Here is an 18,650-nt window from a genome sequence, read left to right on the forward strand (position 1 = left end):
CGAACGTTAAGCGTAGCCCAGACTCGTCCCCGCGGTTTCGCTGAGACCTCCCGCGACAGGCAGAAAACGGCATTCCTCTCGCTGGGGGAGGAATCACTACCCTTGACGCGTGGAGTTCATCGGCGCGCGTCCCGACATCGACCTGACCTACTCCGACGTCTTCCTCGTCCCGCGGAGGTCGGGGATCGCCAGCAGGCTCGACGTGGATCTCGCTCCCCGCGACGGCACGGCCGCGACGATACCGCTGGTCTCGGCGAACATGAACTCCGTCACCGGCGCCCGTCTGGCCGCCACGCTGGCGCGCCGCGGAGGTCTCGGCGTGCTCCCGCAGGACATGCCGCTGCAGGAGCTGGACGCGGCGATCCGGTGGGTGAAGGCGCAGCCGGTCACGTGGGACACCGCGCTGGTCCTGCCGCCCGATGCGACGGTCGCCGACGCGCGCCGTCTGCTGCCGGCGACCGAGGGCCACGGGATCGTCGTCGCCCAGTCCGCCGCCACCGGCCCGGCCGACGGCATCCACGCCGATGACATCCTCGGCGTCGTCCCCGCCGTGCGGCTCGGGACCGCGCTCGCGGACGCGCGGCTCGGGGACCTCGCGCGCGGCCGGTCGGCGGCCATCGACGCGGACGAGGTCGGCGGTGCGCGGCAGGCGTTCGACGTGATCGCCGCGACCGGCGCGGACACCGTCTGCGTCCTGCAGCACGGCCGCCTGGCCGGCACCCTGTCCCGCCGCAGCGCGCTGCGCTCGACCCTGTACCGGCCCGCGCTGGACTCCGACGGCCGGCTGATCGTCGCGGCCGCGCTGGGGATCAACGGCGACGTCGCCGCCAAGGCCCGGGCGCTGGCCGCCGCGGGCGTGGACGTGCTGGTCGTCGACACCGCCCACGGCCACCAGGAGCAGATGCTCCGGGCGCTGCACGAGGTCGCGGCGCTGGACCTCGGCATCCCGATCGCCGCGGGCAACATCGTCACGGCCGAGGGCGTCGAGGACCTCGTCGCGGCGGGCGCGACGATCCTGAAGGTCGGCGTCGGCCCGGGGGCGATGTGCACGACGCGCATGATGACCGCCGTCGGGCGGCCGCAGTTCTCGGCGGTCCTCGAGACGGCCGAGGCGGCGCGCCGCCACGGCGCGCACGTGTGGGCCGACGGGGGAGTGCGCTACCCCCGGGACGTCGCGCTGGCGCTCGCGGCGGGCGCGGCATCCGTCATGATCGGCTCGTGGTTCGCCGGCACCATCGAGGCGCCCGGCGAGCTGCGCACCGACGCCGACGGGCGCGCGTACAAGGAATCGTGGGGGATGGCGTCGACGAAGGCCGTGCACGAGCGCTTCGGGCGGCTGAACCCCTACGAGCTCGCGCGCAAGGAGCTGTTCGCCGAGGGGATCTCGTCCTCGCGCATCTACCTCGACCCGCTGCGACCCGGCGTGGAGGACCTCGTCGACATGATCACCTCGGGAGTGCGGTCCTCGTTCACCTACGCCGGCGCGGCGACGGTGGCGGAGTTCCACGAGCGTGCGCGCGTCGGGCTGCAGTCCGCCGCCGGGTACGACGAGGGCAAGGCGCTCCCCGTCAGCTGGTAGCCCGCCCCCGGCCCCCCGCCCCACCTTCACGTCACTCCTCGCTCCTCCTTCCTCGCGACCAGATCACGTGATCGGCACGAGATCACCCGCAAGGGACGGTCCGCAACGGGTGATGTCGTGCGCATCACGTGATCTGGTCGCAGAAGGTAGGCGGGGCGGGGCGCCGGGCGCGGGCGGCGCGGGAGGCGCGGGAGGCGGGGCGGGGACGCGGACGGGGCGGGGGGCGGCTGACGTAAACTGGACGGACGATGGACGACCCTCCTAGTTGCAGACGCTCGCCCCACTGTCCCTTCTCCCGTCGGATCGGGGGTGACGTGTGATGGATTACGTCATGTTGGGCGTGGGGCTCCTGCTCACGATCGGCACCGGCCTGTTCGTCGCCAGCGAGTTCGCGCTGGTGAACCTCGACCGCGCCGACCTCGAATCGCGGATGGCCGCCGGTGAGTCCCGGCTCGCGCTGACGATCAGCGCCCTGCGCATCACCTCGACGCACCTGTCCAGCGCGCAGCTGGGCATCACGCTGACGACGCTGCTCACCGGCTACACGATGGAGCCGGCGATCTCGAACCTGCTGCGTCCGGTGTTCACCACGTGGGGGATGCCGGAGGGCCTGGTGACCCCCATCGCCGCGGTCATCGGCATCACCGTCGCCACGATCTTCTCGATGATCCTCGGCGAGCTCGTGCCGAAGAACTTCGCCCTGGCGGTGCCGCGGCAGACGGCGAAGCTCGTCATGCCGTTCCAGGTGGCGTTCACCACCGTGTTCCGCCCCGCGATCTCGATGCTCAACGGCAGCGCCAACGGCGTGCTCCGCGCCATGGGCGTCGAGCCGAAGGAGGAGCTCTCGGGCGCCCGCACCGCCGAGGAGCTGTCGAGCCTCGTGCGGCGCTCGGCCAGCGCCGGCGTCCTGGAGAAGGACACCGCCTCGCTACTGGACCGCAGCCTCACCTTCTCTCGCCTGACCGCCGCCGACGTGATGACGCCGCGGCCGAGCGTGCACGCCCTGCCCGCCGCCGACAGCGCCGAGGACGTCATCCAGCTCGCCCGTCGCACCGGCCACAGCCGCTTCCCCGTCTATGACGAGTCGATGGACGACATCACCGGCATCGTGCACCTCAAGGCGGCCATCAGCGTGCCGCGCAACCGGCGCGCCGACGTCCCGGCCGGAGCGCTGGCGACCGAGCCACTGCGCTTCCCCGAGGCGGTGCACCTGGACGCCCTCATGGCCGAGCTGCGCTCGCGCGGCTACCAGATGGCCGTCGTCGTCGACGAGTACGGCGGGACGGCGGGCGTGGTCACCCTCGAGGACCTCGTCGAAGAGATCGTCGGCGAGGTGCTCGACGAGCACGACCGCCGCCGCGCGGGCATCGTCCGCGCGCAGGACAGCGTGCTGTTCCCCGGTGAGCTGCGGCCCGACGAGGTGCTCGACCGCACCGGCATCCGCATCCCCGAGGACGAGGTGTACGACACCGTCGGCGGCTTCGTCATGAGCGTGCTCGAGCGCATCCCGGTCGTCGGCGACACGGTCGACATCGAGGACGGCACCCTCGAGGTGCAGCGCATGGACGGCCGCCGCGTCGACCGGGTGCGCTTCCGGCCCGCCCCGGTGCATCAGACCGATGTCTCGGCGACCGAGAAGGGAGGCGTCCGATGAGCGACTGGGCAGGACTTGCCTGGCTGTTCGTGCTGCTGATCGCGAACGCCTTCTTCGTCGGCGCCGAGTTCGCCGTCATCTCGGCGCGCCGGTCGCAGATCGAGCCCCTCGCCGAGAAGGGCATGCGCTCGGCCAAGACCGCGCTGTACGCGATGGAGCACGCCACGCTCATGCTCGCGACCAGCCAGCTCGGCATCACCATCTGCTCCCTGCTGATCCTGAACGTCTCGGAACCGGCGATCCATCACCTGCTCGCCGAGCCGCTGAAGCTCACGGGGCTGGCCGAGGGTGCCGTGGACACGATCGCGTTCGTCATCGCGCTGCTGCTGGTGTCGTACCTGCATGTGGTGTTCGGCGAGATGGTGCCGAAGAACCTGGCCTTCTCGCTGCCCGACCGCGCCGTGCTGATGCTCGCGACGCCCCTGGTGTGGGTGTCCAAGCTCTTCCACCCGGTCATCGTCACCCTCAACTGGATCGCGAACCACATCGTCCGGCTGTTCCGCGTCGAGCCCAAGGACGAGGCCGCCTCGACCTTCACGCTCGAAGAGGTGGCGACGATCGTCAACCAGTCGCGCATCGAGGGCGTCCTCGACGACACCGCGGGGACGGTGGCGGCGGTGGTGGAGTTCACCGACAAGAAGGCCGGGGACATCGCGGTGCCCCTCGCCGACCTCGTGACCCTGCCGGCGACGACGACGCCGCACCGCATCGAGCGAGCCGTGGCCAAGCACGGCTTCTCGCGGTACGTGATCGTCGACGACGCGGGCGCTCCCGTCGGCTACGTCCACCTCAAGGACGTCCTGCGCGCGGCGGAGGACCCGGACGCCGCGGCCGCCGGCGGCTCCTCGTCCGGCGGGGCGGCGGCCGACGTCGCCCGCCCGATCCCGCCCAAGCGGATCCATCACATGGTGCCGCTGCAGGAGACCACCGACCTCGAGGACGCCCTCGCGCTCATGCGCCGGGCCGGTCGTCACCTGGCGCAGGTGCGGAACGAGACGGGCGAGGTCACGGCGGTGCTGTTCCTCGAGGACATCATCGAGGAGCTCGTCGGCGAGGTGCAGGACGCCACCCGCCGGGGCCTGCGCTGACCCCGGGGCCCGCGCTGACCGCGGGTCAGCGCGGCCGCGGGCGGGCCCGCTCGTACTGGACGGGCCAGTAGGGCACGTCGACGCCGAGCTCGACGGCGGCGCGCAGGGCGTAGTGCGGGTCGCGCAGCCACTCGCGCCCGGACATCACCGCGTCGGCGGCGCCGTCGGCCAGCACGGACTCGGCCTGTGCGGCGTCGTCGATCATCCCGACGGCGGCGACGGGCAGGCCGGTGCGCTCCCGCACGGTCCTCGCCAGCGGCACCTGGTATCCGGGGCCCACCTCGATCCGCTGGTGGGCGACGAGCCCGCCGCTGGAGATGTCGAACAGGTCCGCACCGCGCTCGGCGGCCCACCCGGCGACGACGGCGACCTCGTCGACGGTGAGCCCGCCGTCGGCCCAGTCGGTCGCCGAGAAGCGCACGAGCAGCGGGGCGGCGGGCGCGGCATCCCGGATCGCGTCGACCACGCGCAGCAGCAGCCGTGCGCGATCCTCGAGCGACCCGCCGTAGCGGTCGTCCCGCCGGTTCGACAGCGGCGAGAGGAACTCGTGCAGCAGGTAGCCGTGCGCCGCGTGGATCTCGAGGACGTCGAAGCCCGCGGCCGTCGCGCGCGCGGCGGCCTCGCCGAACGCCTCGACGACCCGGTCGATGCCGGCGTGGTCTAGCGCGACGGGCGCGTCGAACCCCTCGAACGCGATCGCCGACGGGGCCACGGTCTGCCAGCCGCCGTCGGCCGCGGGCACGGTGCCCCTCTTGCCGGTCAGCGGCGACCACGTCGAGGCCTTGCGGCCCGCGTGGGCGAGCTGCACGCCGGCCAGCGCGCCGCGGGCGCGGACGGCGGCGACGATCGGTCGCCACACGTCCGCCTGCGTGTCCGACCACAGCCCGGTGTCCTCGGGCGAGATCCGCCCGTCGGGGGCGACGGCGGTGGCCTCGGCGACCACGAGGCCGGCGCCGCCCGAGGCGAACTGGGCCAGATGCACCTGATGCCACTCCTGCGGCATCCCGCCCACCGCGCTGTACTGGCACATGGGCGCGACCCACAGCCGGTTGCGGGCGGTGACGCCCCGGATCGTCAGCGGCTGGAACAGCATGCTCATGGTGGAGTCGCTCCCGGTGGGTAGGGTGTCGCCATGTCGGTGACATGGACGGCGGCGGATGCCGCGCGGGTCCTGCGGGTGCCAACGGCGGACGACGACAAGTATTCCCGCGGCGTCGTGGGACTGCGAACCGGGTCCGACCGGTATCCGGGTGCGGCGGTGCTCGGCGTCGAGGCGGCGTGGCGGACCGGGATCGGCATGGTCCGCTATCTCGGCGGCGACCGCCCGGCCTCGCTCGTGCTGGCCGCGCGCCCCGAGACGGTGTGCGCGCCGGGGCGCGTGCAGGCCTGGGTGATCGGCTCGGGCACGGACCCCGAGGAGCGAACGGATGCCGAGACCCGCGCGCTCCGGCAGATCCTCGACGGGCCGGTGCCCGTGGTGGTCGACGCCGGCGCGCTGGACCTGGCCGTCGGCGCGGCGGCGCCGCGGGTGGTGACCCCGCACGCCCGCGAGCACGAGCGCCTGCGGCGCCTTCTCGGACTCCGCGAGCAGGCGCAGGCGGCCGACGACGACGGCCGGGCCGCGCACGCGGGCGAGACGGCGCGGGCGCTCGGCGGCACGGTGCTGCTGAAGGGCTCGCGCACGATCGTGGTCGACGAGCGCGGCGACGCGGCCCTCGTGCCGGTGCGGACGGCGTGGCTGGCCACGGCGGGCACCGGCGACGTCCTCGCGGGGTGCGTGGGCTCGATCGTGGCCGCGACGAGCGAGCACGGCGTGTCGCTGCGGGACGCCGTCGCCACGGGCGCGTGGCTGCACGCCCGCGCCGCCGAGCTCGCCGCCGCGGCCCTGGGTCCCGAAGGCGGCCCGATCACGGCGACCGACGTCGCCGCTCGCCTGCCGGCGGCGGTGGCCGAGGTGGTCGCCGGCGCGCGGGGCTGAACGCGGCGTCACTTCCGCTGCCGGCGCCCATGCCTTCCGTAGCATGGGAGCGTGTCGAGGCGAGCGGCGTTGTGGACGGCCTTCGGCGTGGTCCACGCGGTGCTCATCGGCGTGGAGTTCGCCTTCGGCAAGGCCGCGTCGTGGGACGTTGACCAGCTCTACCGGTGGTGGGCGGGCACCGTCGTGGCCGGTGCCGGCATCCCCGGCATCACCGAGGACTGGGTGTACCCCGCGTTCGCGCTGGTGCCGATGCTGCTGGCCCAGGCCCTCGCCGTCGTGGACTACACCCTCGCGTGGGGCCTGGTGGTGACGGCGGCCGACGCGGCCGTCTTCGCGATGCTCGTCGGCTCCGCGCGCTCGCGCGGGCGGAGGGCGGCGGCGTGGTTCTGGCTGCTCGCGGCGACGGCACTGGGCGGCGTCGGCATGTTCCGCCTGGACGCCCTCACCGTCCCGCTGGCGATCGCCGGCGGTCTGTGGGCGGTCAGGCGGCCCTGGGCGGCGTCGGTGCTGCTGGCGGCGGCGACGTGGCTGAAGGTGTGGCCGGCGGCGGTCCTCGGCGCGGCGGTGATCGCCGCACGACGACGGATGCCGCTTCTCGGCGGAGCCGCGATCTTCTCGGCCGCCGTGGTCATCGCGGTCGTGGCGCTCGGCGGCATCGCGCACGTCTTCAGCTTCGTCGGCGACCAGACCGAGCGCGGCCTGCAGCTCGAGGCGCCGGTGAGCACCGTGTACCTCTGGGGGGCGGTCGCCGGGGATCCGGGCGCGTGGGTCTACTACGACGCGCAGATGGTGACCTTCCAGGTGACCGGCCCGAACGTCGACGTCGTCATCGCGCTCATGACACCGCTCATGGCGCTCGCGATGGCGGCCATCGCCGGCCTGGGTGCGGCGGCGGCGTGGCGCGGCGCGACCTTCGTGCGGCTGTTCCCGCCGCTCGGCCTCGCGCTCGTGCTGGCGTTCATCGTCTTCAACAAGGTCGGCTCGCCCCAGTACATGGCGTGGCTCATCGCCCCCGTCGTCATCGGGCTCGTCCTGGACCGGCGCCGCTGGCGGCGCACCGCCGTCTTCCTGATCGGGGTGCTCGCCCTGACGCAGCTGATCTTCCCGTGGCTGTACGACGCGCTCCTGCAGGTCTCTCCCGGCATGGTCGTCGTGCTCACCGCGCGCAACCTCGCGCTGGTCGCTCTGCTGGCTCTCGTGATCGCCCACCTGGTCCGGGTGCTGCGCGAGACGCGCGGGCGCTCCAGGCCCGCACCCGTGGTCCCGGCCCCGTCCGAACCCGCTGCCTGAACGCCCCGTCCGCGCAGCACCCCCCCCGAAGGAGAACCCATGCTGGTCGCATTCTCGGTCGCCCCCAGCGGCACCGGCCGTGCCGACGGATCCGTCCACGACGCCGTCGCGGCGGCCGTGCGCATCGTCGAGGACAGCGGTCTGCCGCACCGCACCACCTCGATGTTCACCGAGATCGAGGGGGAGTGGGACGACGTCTTCGACGTCGTCAAGCGCGCCACCGAGGCCGTGCTGCCCTTCGGCTCCCGTGTGTCCCTCGTGCTGAAGGCCGACATCCGCCCCGGCTACAGCGGCGAGATCGACGCCAAGATCCAGCGGCTGCGCACCGCCCTCGACGGCGACGCCGACCGGTAGCCGGGGCCGTCGGCATCCGCTCGTCGTCTTGAGCCGAATCGATTCGACGGATGCCGTCCCGCGGGCTAGCATGAAGCGGTGACCACCTCGACCCCGTCGAGGGGTGCGGCGATGAGGGCGCTCCTCTCGCTCGCCATCGGCAGCTTCGGCATCGGCATGACCGAGTTCGTCGTCATGGGCCTGCTGCCCGACATCGCGCGGGATCTGCTGCCGGGCGCCTGGGCGACGCGCCCCGAGGACGCCATCGCCCAGGCCGGCACCCTCGTGAGCCTCTATGCGCTGGGCGTGGTCATCGGCGCGCCGACCATCGCGGGCGTCGTGGCACGGTTCCCCCGGCACCGCGTGATGGTCGCCCTCGCCGTCGCGCTCACCGTCTTCAACGCCCTCACCCTCGTGATGCCGACGTTCGAGACCGTCGCCGCATCCCGCCTGCTGGCGGGGCTCCCGCACGGGGCCTACTTCGGCATCGGCGCCCTCGTCGCCGCGGACGTCCTGGGGCCCGGCATGCGCGCCAAGGGGGTGGCGTTCGTCCTGACCGGACTCACCCTCGCCAACGTCGTGGGGGTTCCGGCGGGCACCTTCCTCGGCCAGCAGTTCGGCTGGCGGGCCGCCTTCATCGTGGTGACCGCCCTCTTCGCGCTGGCCGCCGTGGCGATCGCGCTGTCGGTGCCGGCGCACGCGGGGGAGCCGGGTCGAACCCTGCGCGCCGAACTGCGCGTCTTCCGCATCGGTCAGGTGTGGCTGACCCTCGGCGTGGGCGCCGTGGGGTTCGGCGGCTTCTTCGCCGTCTACAGCTACGTCGCCCCGATGATCACCGACGTGGCGCTGGCCTCGGCGTGGGTCGTGCCCCTCGTCCTCGTCGTCATGGGCGTCGGGATGACGATCGGCAACATCGCCGGCGGCTTCCTCGCCGACCGCGACCTGCGGCGATCGCTCGTCGGGGGGCTCGCCGCCCTCGCGCTGATCCTGGCGCTGCTCGCCGTGACGGCCTCGTCGCTGTGGGCGCTCGTGCCGCTCGTCTTCGCCACCGGGTTCGTCTCGGCGGTGCTGAGCCCCACCATCCAGACCCGGCTGATGGACGTCGCCGGCGACAACCAGTCGATCGCGGCGGCGCTGAACCACTCCGCGCTCAACATCGGCAACAGCCTCGGCGCGCTCCTCGGCGGCGCCGTGATCGCGGCCGGCTGGGGCTTCGTCGCCCCCGCGTGGGCGGGCGTCGTGCTGGCTGTCGCGGGCCTGGCGATCGCCGTCATCAGCCTCGCCGCCGAGCGCCGCGCCGTCCCCGCGCCGCCCGCCGCGGAGCGGGAGCCGGTCCTCGCCCGGTCGTAGTCTGGGCGGGTGAGCCCACCCGCCGCCGATGACGCCGCCGCCCACGCCGCCGGCCACGCCCTCCCGGACGACGAGTCCCTGCCGGTCGCGGCGACGCTCGTCCTCGCCCGCGACGGGCGCGCCGGCGCCGAGGTGCTGCTGCTGCGCCGTCCCGATCGCGGGTCGTTTCCGGGCGGGTGGGTGTTCCCGGGCGGGCGCCTCGAGGCCGCCGACGAGGACCCCGCGGCGCCCGCCGACGTCGAGGCGGCCGCGCGACGCGCGGCGGTTCGCGAGACGTGGGAAGAGGCGGGCCTGATCCTGGATCCCGCGGCGCTGGTGACGCTGTCGCGGTGGCACCCGCCGACCGGCATCCCCCTGCGCATCCGCACGTGGTTCTTCCTCGGCCCCGCCCCGGCGGGCGAGCTCTCGCTGGCACCGGACGAGGCCGTCGACGCGGCGTGGCTGACACCCGACGAGGCGCTGTCGCGGCATGCGCGGGGCCGGCTCACCCTCTACCCGCCGACGTGGGTGACCCTCTACGACCTGCGCGGCGCGGCGGGCGCCGACGCGCTGCTCGCCCGGGCGCGGCGCGCGGGCGTCCGCCGCTTCGAGACCCGGCAGCGACCGGCCGAGGACGGCGCCATGATGCTGTGGCGCGAGGACGGCGAGTACGACCCGGATGCCGCGCCACCGGCATCCGGCGATCACCGGCCGCGGCACCGCCTGCGCATCGGCTCGCTGCCGTGGGTCTACGAACGCGACTTCTGAGTCAGCTCTCGAGCAGGCGCCGCACGTGGCCGCCGACGGCCGTGGTCTCGATGAGGAAGCCGTCGTGGCCGAAGTCGCTCGAGAGCACCACCGCGCGGTCGCCGTCGAGCGCGTGCGGCAGGCCCCGGGCGATGCGGTGCTGCCCGTCGATGGGGAACAGCCGGTCGCTGTCGATGCCGAGCACGAGCGCCGTGGCGCTCACGCGGGCGAGCGCGTCCTCGACGCCGCCGCGATCGCGGCCGACGTCGTGGGAGTTCATCGCCTCGACCAGCACGATGTAGCTGTTGGCGTCGAAGCGGCGCGTGAACTTGTTGCCGTGGAAGTCGAGGTAGCTCTCCACGGCGAACCGTCCGCCGCGCCCGAGGGGGCTCACGCCCGACTGCCACGAGCGCTGGAAGCGCTGGTTCAGCTCGGTGGGGGAGCGGTAGTTCAGCAGCGCCATGCGCCGGGCGAGGGCGAGGCCGCGCGTGGGGCCGTCGCCGTCCCCGGCGTCGTAGTACTCGCCGCCCGAGAAGCGGGGATCGATGCGGATGGCCTCGATCTGGACGGAGTTGAGGGCGATCTGGTCGGCGGTGTTCACCGGCGGCGAGGACAGCACCCCGAGGCGCCGGACGCGGTCGGGCAGGCCCACGGCCCATTCCAGGGCGTGCATGCCGCCCATCGAGCCGCCGATGACCGCCGCCCACACGTCGATGCCGAGGGCGTCGGCGAGGCGGACCTGCGCGGCCACCTGGTCGCGGATGGTGAGGTAGGGGAAGCGGGAGGCCCACTCGTAGCCGTCGGGGCCGATGCTGGCCGGACCCGTCGACCCCTGGCATCCGCCGAGCATGTTGGGCGCGACGACGAACCAGCGGTCGGTGTCGATCGGCCCGCCGGGACCGACGATGTCGTCCCACCAGCCGGACGTGGGATGGCCCGGCCCGGCGGGGCCGCGCACATGGCTGTCGCCGGTGAGCGCGTGGAGGACCAGCACCGCGTTGTCACGCGCGGCGTTCAGCTCGCCCCACGTCTCGTACGCCAGCCGGTAGCCGGGGAGCTCGCGCCCGCCCTCGGTGTGGAAGGCGCCGAAGGCGGCGAAGTGGCGCTCGCCGACCGGATCGCCGTCGCGCCACGCCCCCGTGGCGGGGGGACGACCCAGCAGCAGGCGCGCGTCCGCCTCCGTCACCGGTGCCGACGGCACGGTGTCCTCGGAGGTCTGCCAGTCCATCGGTCCATTGTCCTCGCCCGGACGGCGGCGGGTCCGCGTGTTACGCGCGGCGTCGAGCAGGCGGTCCCCTCCGGACGGCCCCCGGGGCGGTCGGGGCGGGCCACAATGGGGCCCATGGCGAGATACCTGGTGATTGCGGCATCCAGCGGGATCGGTTCGGCGACGGTCGAGCGGCTTCGAGCCGCCGGGCACGACGTGGTCACCACGGCGCGCGGGCGGGACGGCATCGACCCGGACATCGTGCTGGAGGCCACGGATTTCGAGGCCGTGGACCAGGCGGTCGAGAGCGTCGGCGACCTCGACGGCATCGCCGCGTTCGCCGGCTCCATGCTGCTCAAGCCCGCCCACCTGACCTCGCGCGAGCAGTACGACGACATCGTCGCCGCCTCGCTCACGACCGCCTTCGCCACGGTTCGCGCCGCCGGCCGCCACCTGCGGAGGGGTGGGTCGGTGGTGCTGGTGTCGTCGGCGGCCGCCCTGGCGGGCCTGCCGAACCACGACGCCATCGCGGCGGCCAAGGCCGGGGTGGTCGGGCTGACCCTCTCGGCCGCGGCCAGCTACGCCTCGCAGAACCTGCGGGTCAACGCCGTGGCCCCCGGGCTCACCCAGACGCCGCTGACGGCCGCGCTGACGGCATCCGAGACCTCGCGCAAGGTGTCCGAGGCGATGCACCCGCTCGGGCGGCTGGGGACGCCGGACGACGTCGCGCGGGCCGTGACCTTCCTGCTCGATCCCGAGAACGACTGGATCACCGGCCAGGTGCTGGGGGTCGACGGGGGGCTCGGCGGCCTCCGTCCCAAGATGCGCGCGTGAACGACGAAGCGGCCGGGCCCCCGAGGGGGACCCGGCCGCTCCGTCGTGCGTCAGGCGCGCGCGGCCTCGGACACGCGGCGCGCGGCGGCGAGTGCCTGCGAGAGGTCGGCCTTCAGGTCGTCGACGTTCTCGATGCCGACCGACAGTCGCACCAGCCCCGGCGTGACGCCGGCGGTGAGCTGCTGCTCGGGGGTCAGCTGCGAGTGCGTCGTGGATGCCGGGTGGATGACCAGCGAGCGGACGTCGCCGATGTTGGCGAGGTGACTGAAGAGCGCGAGGGAGTTCACGAACTCGCGGCCCGCCTCGACCCCGCCCTTGAGCTCGAAGGACAGCACCGCGCCGACGCCCTTCGGGGCGTAGGCGTTCGCGGCGGCGTACCACGGCGACGTGGGCAGCCCGGAGTAGTTCACGCCGGCGACGTCCTCGTGGTTCTCGAGCCACTCCGCGATCTCCTGGGCGTTCTGGACGTGCCGCTCCATGCGCAGCGACAGCGTCTCGATGCCCTGGATCAGCAGCCACGCGCTCTGCGGCGAGATGGCGGCGCCGAGGTCCCGCAGCAGCTGCACGCGGGCCTTGATGATGTAGGCCAGGCCGTCGCCGACGGCGGTGGTGTAGCTCGCGCCGTGGTACGAGGGGTCGGGCTCGGTGAGCCCGGGGAAGCGGTCGACGTGCTTCGTCCACGGGAACGAGCCGCCGTCGACGATGACCCCGCCGATGGTGGTGCCGTGACCGCCGAGGAACTTCGTCGCGGAGTGCACCACGATGTCGGCGCCGTGCTCGAACGGGCGGATGAGGTACGGGGTGGCGATGGTGTTGTCGACGATGAGGGGGACGCCGGCCTCGTGCGCGGCATCGGCGACCGCGCGGATGTCGAGCACGTTGATCTTGGGGTTGCCGACGGTCTCGGCGAAGAAGAGCTTCGTGTTCGGCCGCACCGCCGCGCGCCACTCCTCGGGGTCGTCCTGGTTCTCGACGAAGGTGGTCTGGATGCCGAGCTTGGCCAGGGTGTACTTGAAGAGGTTGTAGGTGCCGCCGTAGATCGAGCTCGACGAGACGATGTGGTCCCCGGCCTGGGCGATGTTGAGTACGGCGAAGCTCTCGGCGGCCTGGCCGCTGGCGACGACGAGGGCGCCGGTGCCCCCCTCCAGCGCCGCGACGCGCTGCTCGAGGACGTCCTGCGTCGGGTTCTGGATGCGCGTGTAGATGTTGCCGAACTCGGCCAGGGCGAACAGGTTCGCCGCGTGGGTGGTGTCGTCGAAGACGTACGAGGTCGTCTGGTAGATCGGCGTCGCCCGGGCCTTGGTGACCGGGTCGGGCTGAGCGCCCGAGTGGACCTGCTTGGTCTCGAAACGCCAGTTCTCGGGTGCGGACATCTCTCACTCCTGGGGGTTCACGGGGCCGGCGCTCGCGGCCGACCGGATCGAGGCTACGGGGGCCCCCGGCCCGCCTCAACGGGGCCGGACACGCGACGTAACCTGCGACCCCCGGTAGCGTGAGTGGCTATGACGACACGGGTTCCGGCGGGACGACGCGCAGTGGTGACGGGGGCGAGCTCGGGGATCGGAGCGGCCACGGTGCGGGCGCTGCGCGCCGGCGGCTGGGAGGTCGTGGCGGTCGCCCGCCGTGCGACCCGCCTCGAGGAGCTGCAGGCCGAGACGGGCGCCGTGGCGTTCGCCGCGGACGTCACCGCCGAGGCCGACGTCCAGGCTCTGGCGGAATGGCTCGCCGGGTCCGGCCCGGTCCACGCCCTCGTCCACGTCGCCGGCGGTGCGCGCGGGGCCGACCGCGTCGAGGACGGCGACCCCTCGGACTGGCGGTGGATGTTCGAGGTCAACGTCCTGTCGGCGCAGCGGATGACGGCCGCGCTGCTGCCGCTGCTGCGGGCCGCAGCGGCCGAGGACGGACACGCCGACACGCTGTTCGTCACCTCGACCGCCGCGCAGACCGCCTACGCCGGGGGGTCCGGCTACAACGCCGCCAAGGCCGGTGAGGCCATGGTCGCCCACGCGCTGCGGCTCGAGTTGAACGGCGAGCCGATCCGCGTGATCGAGATCGCCCCGGGCATGGTCCACACCGAGGAGTTCACCCTCAACCGCCTGGGCGGCGACCGCAACGCCGCCGAGCGGGTGTACGAGGACGTCGTCGCCCCACTGACCGCCGAAGACGTCGCCGATGTCATCGCGTACGCCCTCAACGCGCCCGGGCACGTCAACCTGGACCTCGTCACCATGCGCCCGGTCGCGCAGTCGGCGCAGCACCTGCTGGCGCGGGGGCCGCTGCGCCCGCGGCCGGCCGACGGCGCCTTCAGATGACCTGGGCCTCGCCCGCGGCGGCACGAGGCTCGTCCGCCGGGTCGGCGAAGGCGACGCGCGGGACGAACGCCAGCAGTCCCGCGGCGGCGAATCCGCCGGCCGCGCACACGATCCACACCGTCAGGTAGCCGCCGAGCGACGCGGCGGTCTCGGCCGCGACGATCCCCGCCCCGGCGGCGAGCACCACGCCGAACACCGCCGACGAGAACGTGCCGCCGATCGTCTTGGTCGTGTTGGTCAGGGCCGACGCCACACCCGTCTGGCCCCGCGGCGCCGCCGCCGCGGCGGCAGCGGGCATCGCGGCCACGAGCGCGCCGGATCCGAGCCCCGCGATCGAGAGGTTCAGCAGCACCTGCCAGAGCTCCAGGTGGAACGGCACGAACAGCAGGTAGCCCGCTCCGACCATCGCCGCCGCGGCGATGAGGACGAGGCGGGGGTTGGCGCGGCGGGACGTCACGGCGAACAGCACGGCCCCGACGATCAGCGACACCAGGTAGAGCCCGATGACGTTGGACCGGTCGGTGGCGTCCAGCCCCAGCCCGTACCCGAGCGCCGGATCGGTGCCGGCATAGGTCGACAGCGGCGCCTGGGCGCCGAGCAGGCTGATGCCGATGAGGAAGGCGGTGGCCTGCACCGGCCACATCTCGGGTCGGCGGAGCACCCGGATGTCGATCGCGGGGTCGTCCTGCCGCAGTTCGAATCGCACGAACCACCAGAACATGCCGGCACCGGCCGCCAGCAGCAGCCACACCGCGACGAAGCCCGGCCCGTTCAGGCGCAGGAAGGTCAGCGCGCTCGTGACCAGGAGCAGACCGAGGGCCAGCAGCACGAATCCGGGGGTGTCCAGTCGCCTCCCCGCCGTCGGCTCGGACTCGGGGACGGCCAGCCAGATGACCACCGCGATCAGGGTGACGGCGATCGCGGGCACGATGAGCGTGAGCGTCAGATCGCCGGTGGCGGCGAAGATGCGCCCCGCCGCGAGCGCCCCGGCGATCGCCCCCACCTGCAGGCCCACCACCAGCAGCCCCGCCGCGCGCCGCGTCGTGGACACGCCGCGGTTCTGACGGCGGCCGCGGTCGAAGATCAGCGCGATCTCGAGCGGCAGCCAGACGACGTAGAAGCCCTGCAGCGCCCACGCCGCCAGGAACGTCCAGAACGAGCCCGCGAAGGCCAGCCACCAGCTCGCGGCGGCGGTGAGCACCGTCGCGACGAGCAGGATGCGCTTGTGCCCGTACATGTCGCCGAGCTTGGCGAGAACGGGCACGACCAGGGAGGACAGCAGCAGCTGCGCGGCCTCGAACCAATTGACGTCGGAGTCGTGGATCCCCAGGTGCCGCACGATGTCGGTGAACAGCGGCACGTAGTACCCCTGCAGAATCCCGCTGGTGATCTCGACGAGGACGAACCACCCGATGAGGCCGGCGGTGATGCCGAGCGCCGACCCTCGCAGGCGGTCGCGGGCGGGGAGGAGGGGGCTCACGATCGCGACGATACCGGCACCTAGGGTGGAGGCGTGGCAGATCCGCACGCGCCCGTCCCCGCACCCTCGGCGGCCGCCCTCGCCGACGCCGGGCTCATCCACCCCACGTGGAGCGCAGCGCTCGCCCCCGTGGCCGAGGACATCGCCCGGCTCGGCGATCGCCTGCGGGCCGAGACCGCCGCCGGGCGGGCGTACCTGCCCGACGGCGAACGGGTGCTGCGGGCCTTCACCCTGCCGCTTCCCGACGTGCGGGTGCTCATCGTCGGCCAGGATCCCTACCCGACGCCCGGTCACCCCATCGGGCTGTCCTTCGCGGTCGACGCGCACGTGCGTCCCCTTCCGCGCAGCCTGGCCAACATCTACCGGGAGCTCGAGGCCGACCTCGGCATCGCCCCCGCCGCCCACGGCGACCTCTCGGCGTGGACCGGGCAGGGGGTCATGCTGCTCAACCGCGTGCTGACCGTCGCGCCCGGCGCGCCGGCCTCGCACCGGGGGTGGGGCTGGGAACGGGTCACCGAGCACGCCATCCGCGTCCTGGCCGCTCGCGACGCTCCGCTCGTGGCGGTGCTGTGGGGGCGGGATGCCGCGAGCCTGCGCCCCCTCCTCGCGGACACGCCCGTGGTGGAGTCGCCGCATCCCTCACCGCTGTCGGCGTCGCGGGGGTTCTTCGGCTCCCGGCCGTTCTCGAGGGTCAATGCGCTCCTCGAGGAGCAGGGGGCCGCGCCCGTGGACTGGCGGGTGCCGGCGGCGGTGTGAGGCGGACCGCTTAAGCTGACAGCATGCTGGAGGAGGAGTACGAGCGCGACCGCCGTCGCCTGCCGCTGCACCTGCGCCGGCGGGCGGAGCCGGAGCGGCCCTTCTCGTACCGCATCCGCCCGGTCGAGGACGCCGACATCCCCGACATCCGCGAGATCTACAACTACTACGTCACCAATTCCGTCGTGACGTTCGACGAGAAGAAGTGGACCGTCGCGCAGTGGCGGGACAAGGTCGCGCACCTGCGCAAGCTCGAGCTGCCGTTCCTGGTCGCCGAGTCCCCGTCGGGGCAGGTGCTGGGCTACGCCTACGTCTCGCCGTGGTCGGGCAAGTCCAGCTACCGCTACACGGTCGAGAACTCGATCTACCTCGGCCAGGCGGCCGCGGGCAAGGGCCTCGGCCGCGCCCTGCTCGAGGCGCTCATCGCCGCGTGCGAGCAGAAGGGCATCCGCGAGATCGTCGCCGTCATCAGCGACAAGGGCGCGGAGGCCTCGATCGCGCTGCACGAGAAGCTCGGCTTCACCGAGGTCGGCCGCATGGGGCGCGTCGGGTTCAAGTTCGGGCGGTGGCTCGGGACGATCTACCTGCAGAAGTCCCTCACCCCGGCCAAGAAGGCCAAGCGGAGCCTGTTCACCCGCTGACCGGCCGGTCCGCCGTCGCCGGCCACGCCCGCGCCTCGTCCACGAGGTCGCGCCACGCCCCCACCACCTGGGATTCGCCGAGGTCGGTCACGCGCTCCGGTTCGGCGTGACAGCGCGCGCGGATGCGCCACGTGAAGCGGTCGGCGCCGTCCGCCGCCGGCTTCTCGTCGACGCCGGCGTCCCACGGGCACCGGGCGACGAGCTCGGACCAGCGGGCGACGTCGGCATCGTCGGAGGCCACGACGTGCCAGGCGCGGCGGAGGCCGGCGAACCCTCCGGTGCGCACGACGTCCACCTCGACGGATGCCGCGGCATCCGTCGAGTCGTCATTCCCGGGTGTCGCCGGGTCGGTCATCGTCGATCACGCCCACCTCGCGCCACGCGGCGCGCACGGCGGCGGCCTCCTCCGACTCCTCACCGTACTCCGCCGCCGCGGCGCGCGCGGTGGCCAGCGCGAACGTCACGAAATCGGCGGTGGGGGGCAGCGTGCGGGCCGTGAGCGTGCGGTACCAGATGAGCCCCGCGCGCTCCCAGGCGTGCCCGCCGAGGGCTGTGGCCACCAGGTGGAACGCGCGGTTGGGGATGCCGGAGTTGATGTGCACGCCCCCGTTGTCATCGCGCGTGAGGACGTAGTCGCGCATGTGGCCCGGCTGCGGGTCGCGGCCGAGCACGTCGTCGTCGTAGGCGGTGCCGGGGGCGGCGAGGGAGCGCAGCGCGCGGCCCTGCACCTGGTCGGTGAAGATCCCGGCGCCGATGAGCCACGACGCCTCGTCGGCGCGCTGGCCGAGATGATGCTGCTCGGCGAGGGCGCCCAGGACGTCGGCGACGGACTCGTTGAGCGCGCCGGACTGGTCGCGGTAGACCAGGCCCCCCTCGTCCTCGATGACGCCGTGGCCGAGCTCGTGCGCGATGACGCTCAGCGACCGGGTGAAGCCCGTGAAGATCTCGCCGTCGCCGTCGCCGAAGACCATGCGCTCGCCGTTCCAGAACGCGTTGTCGTAGTCGGTGCCGTAGTGCACGGTCGCCCGCAGCTCGCCGCCCGCGCCGTCGAGGGAGTCGCGCCCGAACGCGTCCCACAGGAAATCGAAGGTGGCGCCCAGCCCGTCGAAGGCCTCGTCCACCGCGGCGTCCCCGGTCGCGGGCTCGTCCTCGCCGCGCACACGTGCGCCCGGCAGCGTCTCGCGGTGCCCGGCATCCGAGATGATCCGGTCCGGTGCCGGCAGCGCCTCGGCCAGCAGCGTCCCGGACTCCTCGATCGACAGCCGCAGCCGCCCGCGCACCGGCCGGTAGTCCCGCGGGGCGGCCAGCGTGGCCCTGGCGGCGTGCGCCGCCCGCGACCATGCGGGCTCCTGCACCGAGGCGATCCGGGCGAGCAGGTACGGGGGGACGATCGCGTGGGCCATGCTCCTCCTCGGGGACGGG

The 18,650-nt window shown here is 73.6% G+C and carries 18 protein-coding genes; 12 read left to right on the plus strand and 6 right to left on the minus strand.

The features are described 5' to 3' along the window. The first annotated feature begins 109 nt into the window (after nt 1–109). The 3 genes from guaB1 (at nt 110) to ACYVF4_RS11270 (ending at nt 4,321) form a co-directional block, all read left to right on the plus strand. Entirely contained in the window at nt 110–1,579 is a 1,470-nt protein-coding gene (gene guaB1 / locus ACYVF4_RS11260) for a GMP reductase (RefSeq protein ID WP_460722702.1), read from the plus strand. A gap of 319 nt (nt 1,580–1,898) precedes the next feature. Continuing rightward, nucleotides 1,899–3,233 carry a hemolysin family protein gene (locus tag ACYVF4_RS11265; RefSeq protein ID WP_460722704.1) on the plus strand — a complete coding sequence of 445 codons (1,335 nt, stop codon included), beginning with the start codon at nt 1,899–1,901 and terminating at the stop codon, nt 3,231–3,233. Beyond that, a complete protein-coding gene (locus ACYVF4_RS11270; RefSeq protein WP_460722706.1) occupies nt 3,230–4,321 on the plus strand; it encodes a hemolysin family protein in 1,092 nt (363 codons plus the stop codon). Before ACYVF4_RS11265 ends, ACYVF4_RS11270 begins: the two co-directional genes overlap by 4 nt. A 25-nt stretch (nt 4,322–4,346) precedes the next feature. On the opposite strand, the gene ACYVF4_RS11275 is transcribed toward ACYVF4_RS11270, so the two are convergent. Continuing rightward, nucleotides 4,347–5,420 carry an NADH:flavin oxidoreductase/NADH oxidase gene (locus ACYVF4_RS11275; RefSeq protein WP_460722707.1) on the minus strand — a complete coding sequence of 358 codons (1,074 nt, stop codon included), beginning with the start codon at nt 5,418–5,420 and terminating at the stop codon, nt 4,347–4,349. A gap of 33 nt (nt 5,421–5,453) precedes the next feature. Here ACYVF4_RS11275 and ACYVF4_RS11280 point away from each other — a divergent pair, with 33 nt between their 5' ends. The 5 genes from ACYVF4_RS11280 (at nt 5,454) to ACYVF4_RS11300 (ending at nt 10,019) form a co-directional block, all read left to right on the plus strand. Continuing rightward, nucleotides 5,454–6,299 (plus strand): ADP-dependent NAD(P)H-hydrate dehydratase, encoded by an 846-nt coding sequence (locus tag ACYVF4_RS11280; RefSeq protein WP_460722709.1) that lies wholly within the window; start codon nt 5,454–5,456, stop codon nt 6,297–6,299. A gap of 51 nt (nt 6,300–6,350) precedes the next feature. Next, nucleotides 6,351–7,589, plus strand: coding sequence for a hypothetical protein (locus ACYVF4_RS11285; RefSeq protein WP_460722711.1), 1,239 nt, complete (start codon nt 6,351–6,353; stop codon nt 7,587–7,589). Between the two features lie 39 nt (nt 7,590–7,628). Next, on the plus strand, nt 7,629–7,943 hold the full coding sequence (locus ACYVF4_RS11290; protein ID WP_460722713.1) for a thiamine-binding protein: 315 nt from the start codon (nt 7,629–7,631) through the stop codon (nt 7,941–7,943). A gap of 111 nt (nt 7,944–8,054) precedes the next feature. After that, nucleotides 8,055–9,272, plus strand: coding sequence for an MFS transporter (locus ACYVF4_RS11295; RefSeq protein WP_460723134.1), 1,218 nt, complete (start codon nt 8,055–8,057; stop codon nt 9,270–9,272). 9 nt (nt 9,273–9,281) lie between these two features. Beyond that, nucleotides 9,282–10,019, plus strand: a complete 738-nt coding sequence (locus ACYVF4_RS11300) for an NUDIX domain-containing protein (protein ID WP_460722715.1) — start codon at nt 9,282–9,284, stop codon at nt 10,017–10,019. A 1-nt stretch (nt 10,020) separates the two neighbouring features. Here the strand turns inward: ACYVF4_RS11300 and metX are convergent, their stop codons facing one another. Next, complete coding sequence (gene metX / locus ACYVF4_RS11305) at nt 10,021–11,226, minus strand: homoserine O-acetyltransferase MetX (protein WP_460722717.1); 1,206 nt, start codon at nt 11,224–11,226, stop codon at nt 10,021–10,023. Nucleotides 11,227–11,340: 114 nt separating this feature from the next. Between metX and ACYVF4_RS11310 the strand changes: the two genes are divergently transcribed. After that, entirely contained in the window at nt 11,341–12,039 is a 699-nt protein-coding gene (locus tag ACYVF4_RS11310) for an SDR family NAD(P)-dependent oxidoreductase (protein WP_460722719.1), read from the plus strand. Between the two features lie 50 nt (nt 12,040–12,089). On the opposite strand, the gene ACYVF4_RS11315 is transcribed toward ACYVF4_RS11310, so the two are convergent. Then, on the minus strand, nt 12,090–13,412 hold the full coding sequence (locus ACYVF4_RS11315) for a bifunctional o-acetylhomoserine/o-acetylserine sulfhydrylase (RefSeq protein WP_460722721.1): 1,323 nt from the start codon (nt 13,410–13,412) through the stop codon (nt 12,090–12,092). Between the two features lie 129 nt (nt 13,413–13,541). Here ACYVF4_RS11315 and ACYVF4_RS11320 point away from each other — a divergent pair, with 129 nt between their 5' ends. Next, the gene (locus ACYVF4_RS11320; protein WP_460722723.1) at nt 13,542–14,351 is read left to right on the plus strand and encodes an SDR family oxidoreductase; all 810 of its coding nucleotides are present in this window, start codon (nt 13,542–13,544) and stop codon (nt 14,349–14,351) included. Here the strand turns inward: ACYVF4_RS11320 and ACYVF4_RS11325 are convergent. Beyond that, on the minus strand, nt 14,344–15,831 hold the full coding sequence (locus ACYVF4_RS11325) for an MFS transporter (protein ID WP_460722725.1): 1,488 nt from the start codon (nt 15,829–15,831) through the stop codon (nt 14,344–14,346). The two genes, ACYVF4_RS11320 and ACYVF4_RS11325, sit on opposite strands and share 8 nt — an antisense overlap. Before the next feature lie 33 nt (nt 15,832–15,864). On the opposite strand from ACYVF4_RS11325, the gene ACYVF4_RS11330 reads away from it, so the two are divergent. Continuing rightward, nucleotides 15,865–16,587: a uracil-DNA glycosylase gene (locus ACYVF4_RS11330; RefSeq protein ID WP_460722727.1), complete on the plus strand. Its 723-nt coding sequence runs from the start codon at nt 15,865–15,867 to the stop codon at nt 16,585–16,587. Between the two features lie 23 nt (nt 16,588–16,610). After that, a complete protein-coding gene (locus tag ACYVF4_RS11335; protein WP_460722729.1) occupies nt 16,611–17,228 on the plus strand; it encodes a GNAT family N-acetyltransferase in 618 nt (205 codons plus the stop codon). Here ACYVF4_RS11335 and ACYVF4_RS11340 read toward each other — a convergent pair. Both ACYVF4_RS11340 and ACYVF4_RS11345 read right to left on the minus strand, forming a co-directional pair. Next, a complete protein-coding gene (locus ACYVF4_RS11340; protein ID WP_460722731.1) occupies nt 17,218–17,583 on the minus strand; it encodes a protealysin inhibitor emfourin in 366 nt (121 codons plus the stop codon). The genes ACYVF4_RS11335 and ACYVF4_RS11340 overlap by 11 nt on opposite strands. Continuing rightward, entirely contained in the window at nt 17,555–18,631 is a 1,077-nt protein-coding gene (locus tag ACYVF4_RS11345) for a M4 family metallopeptidase (RefSeq protein ID WP_460722733.1), read from the minus strand. Before ACYVF4_RS11345 ends, ACYVF4_RS11340 begins: the two co-directional genes overlap by 29 nt. Between the last annotated feature and the right edge of the window lie 19 nt (nt 18,632–18,650).

The sequence above is a fragment of the Microbacterium aureliae genome, from assembly GCF_054780155.1.

Bases quoted from the DNA above. Each gene is read 5' to 3' on its own strand.
- ACYVF4_RS11265 (WP_460722704.1), top strand. From the start codon at position 1,899: ATGGATTACGTCATGTTGGGCGTGGGGCTCCTGCTCACGATCGGCACC.
- ACYVF4_RS11270 (WP_460722706.1), top strand. From the start codon at position 3,230: ATGAGCGACTGGGCAGGACTTGCCTGGCTGTTCGTGCTGCTGATCGCG.
- ACYVF4_RS11275 (WP_460722707.1), bottom strand. From the start codon at position 5,420: ATGAGCATGCTGTTCCAGCCGCTGACGATCCGGGGCGTCACCGCCCGC.
- ACYVF4_RS11280 (WP_460722709.1), top strand. From the start codon at position 5,454: ATGTCGGTGACATGGACGGCGGCGGATGCCGCGCGGGTCCTGCGGGTG.
- ACYVF4_RS11290 (WP_460722713.1), top strand. From the start codon at position 7,629: ATGCTGGTCGCATTCTCGGTCGCCCCCAGCGGCACCGGCCGTGCCGAC.
- ACYVF4_RS11295 (WP_460723134.1), top strand. From the start codon at position 8,055: ATGAGGGCGCTCCTCTCGCTCGCCATCGGCAGCTTCGGCATCGGCATG.
- metX (WP_460722717.1), bottom strand. From the start codon at position 11,226: ATGGACTGGCAGACCTCCGAGGACACCGTGCCGTCGGCACCGGTGACG.
- ACYVF4_RS11310 (WP_460722719.1), top strand. From the start codon at position 11,341: ATGGCGAGATACCTGGTGATTGCGGCATCCAGCGGGATCGGTTCGGCG.
- ACYVF4_RS11315 (WP_460722721.1), bottom strand. From the start codon at position 13,412: ATGTCCGCACCCGAGAACTGGCGTTTCGAGACCAAGCAGGTCCACTCG.
- ACYVF4_RS11320 (WP_460722723.1), top strand. From the start codon at position 13,542: ATGACGACACGGGTTCCGGCGGGACGACGCGCAGTGGTGACGGGGGCG.
- ACYVF4_RS11335 (WP_460722729.1), top strand. From the start codon at position 16,611: ATGCTGGAGGAGGAGTACGAGCGCGACCGCCGTCGCCTGCCGCTGCAC.
- ACYVF4_RS11340 (WP_460722731.1), bottom strand. From the start codon at position 17,583: ATGACCGACCCGGCGACACCCGGGAATGACGACTCGACGGATGCCGCG.
- ACYVF4_RS11345 (WP_460722733.1), bottom strand. From the start codon at position 18,631: ATGGCCCACGCGATCGTCCCCCCGTACCTGCTCGCCCGGATCGCCTCG.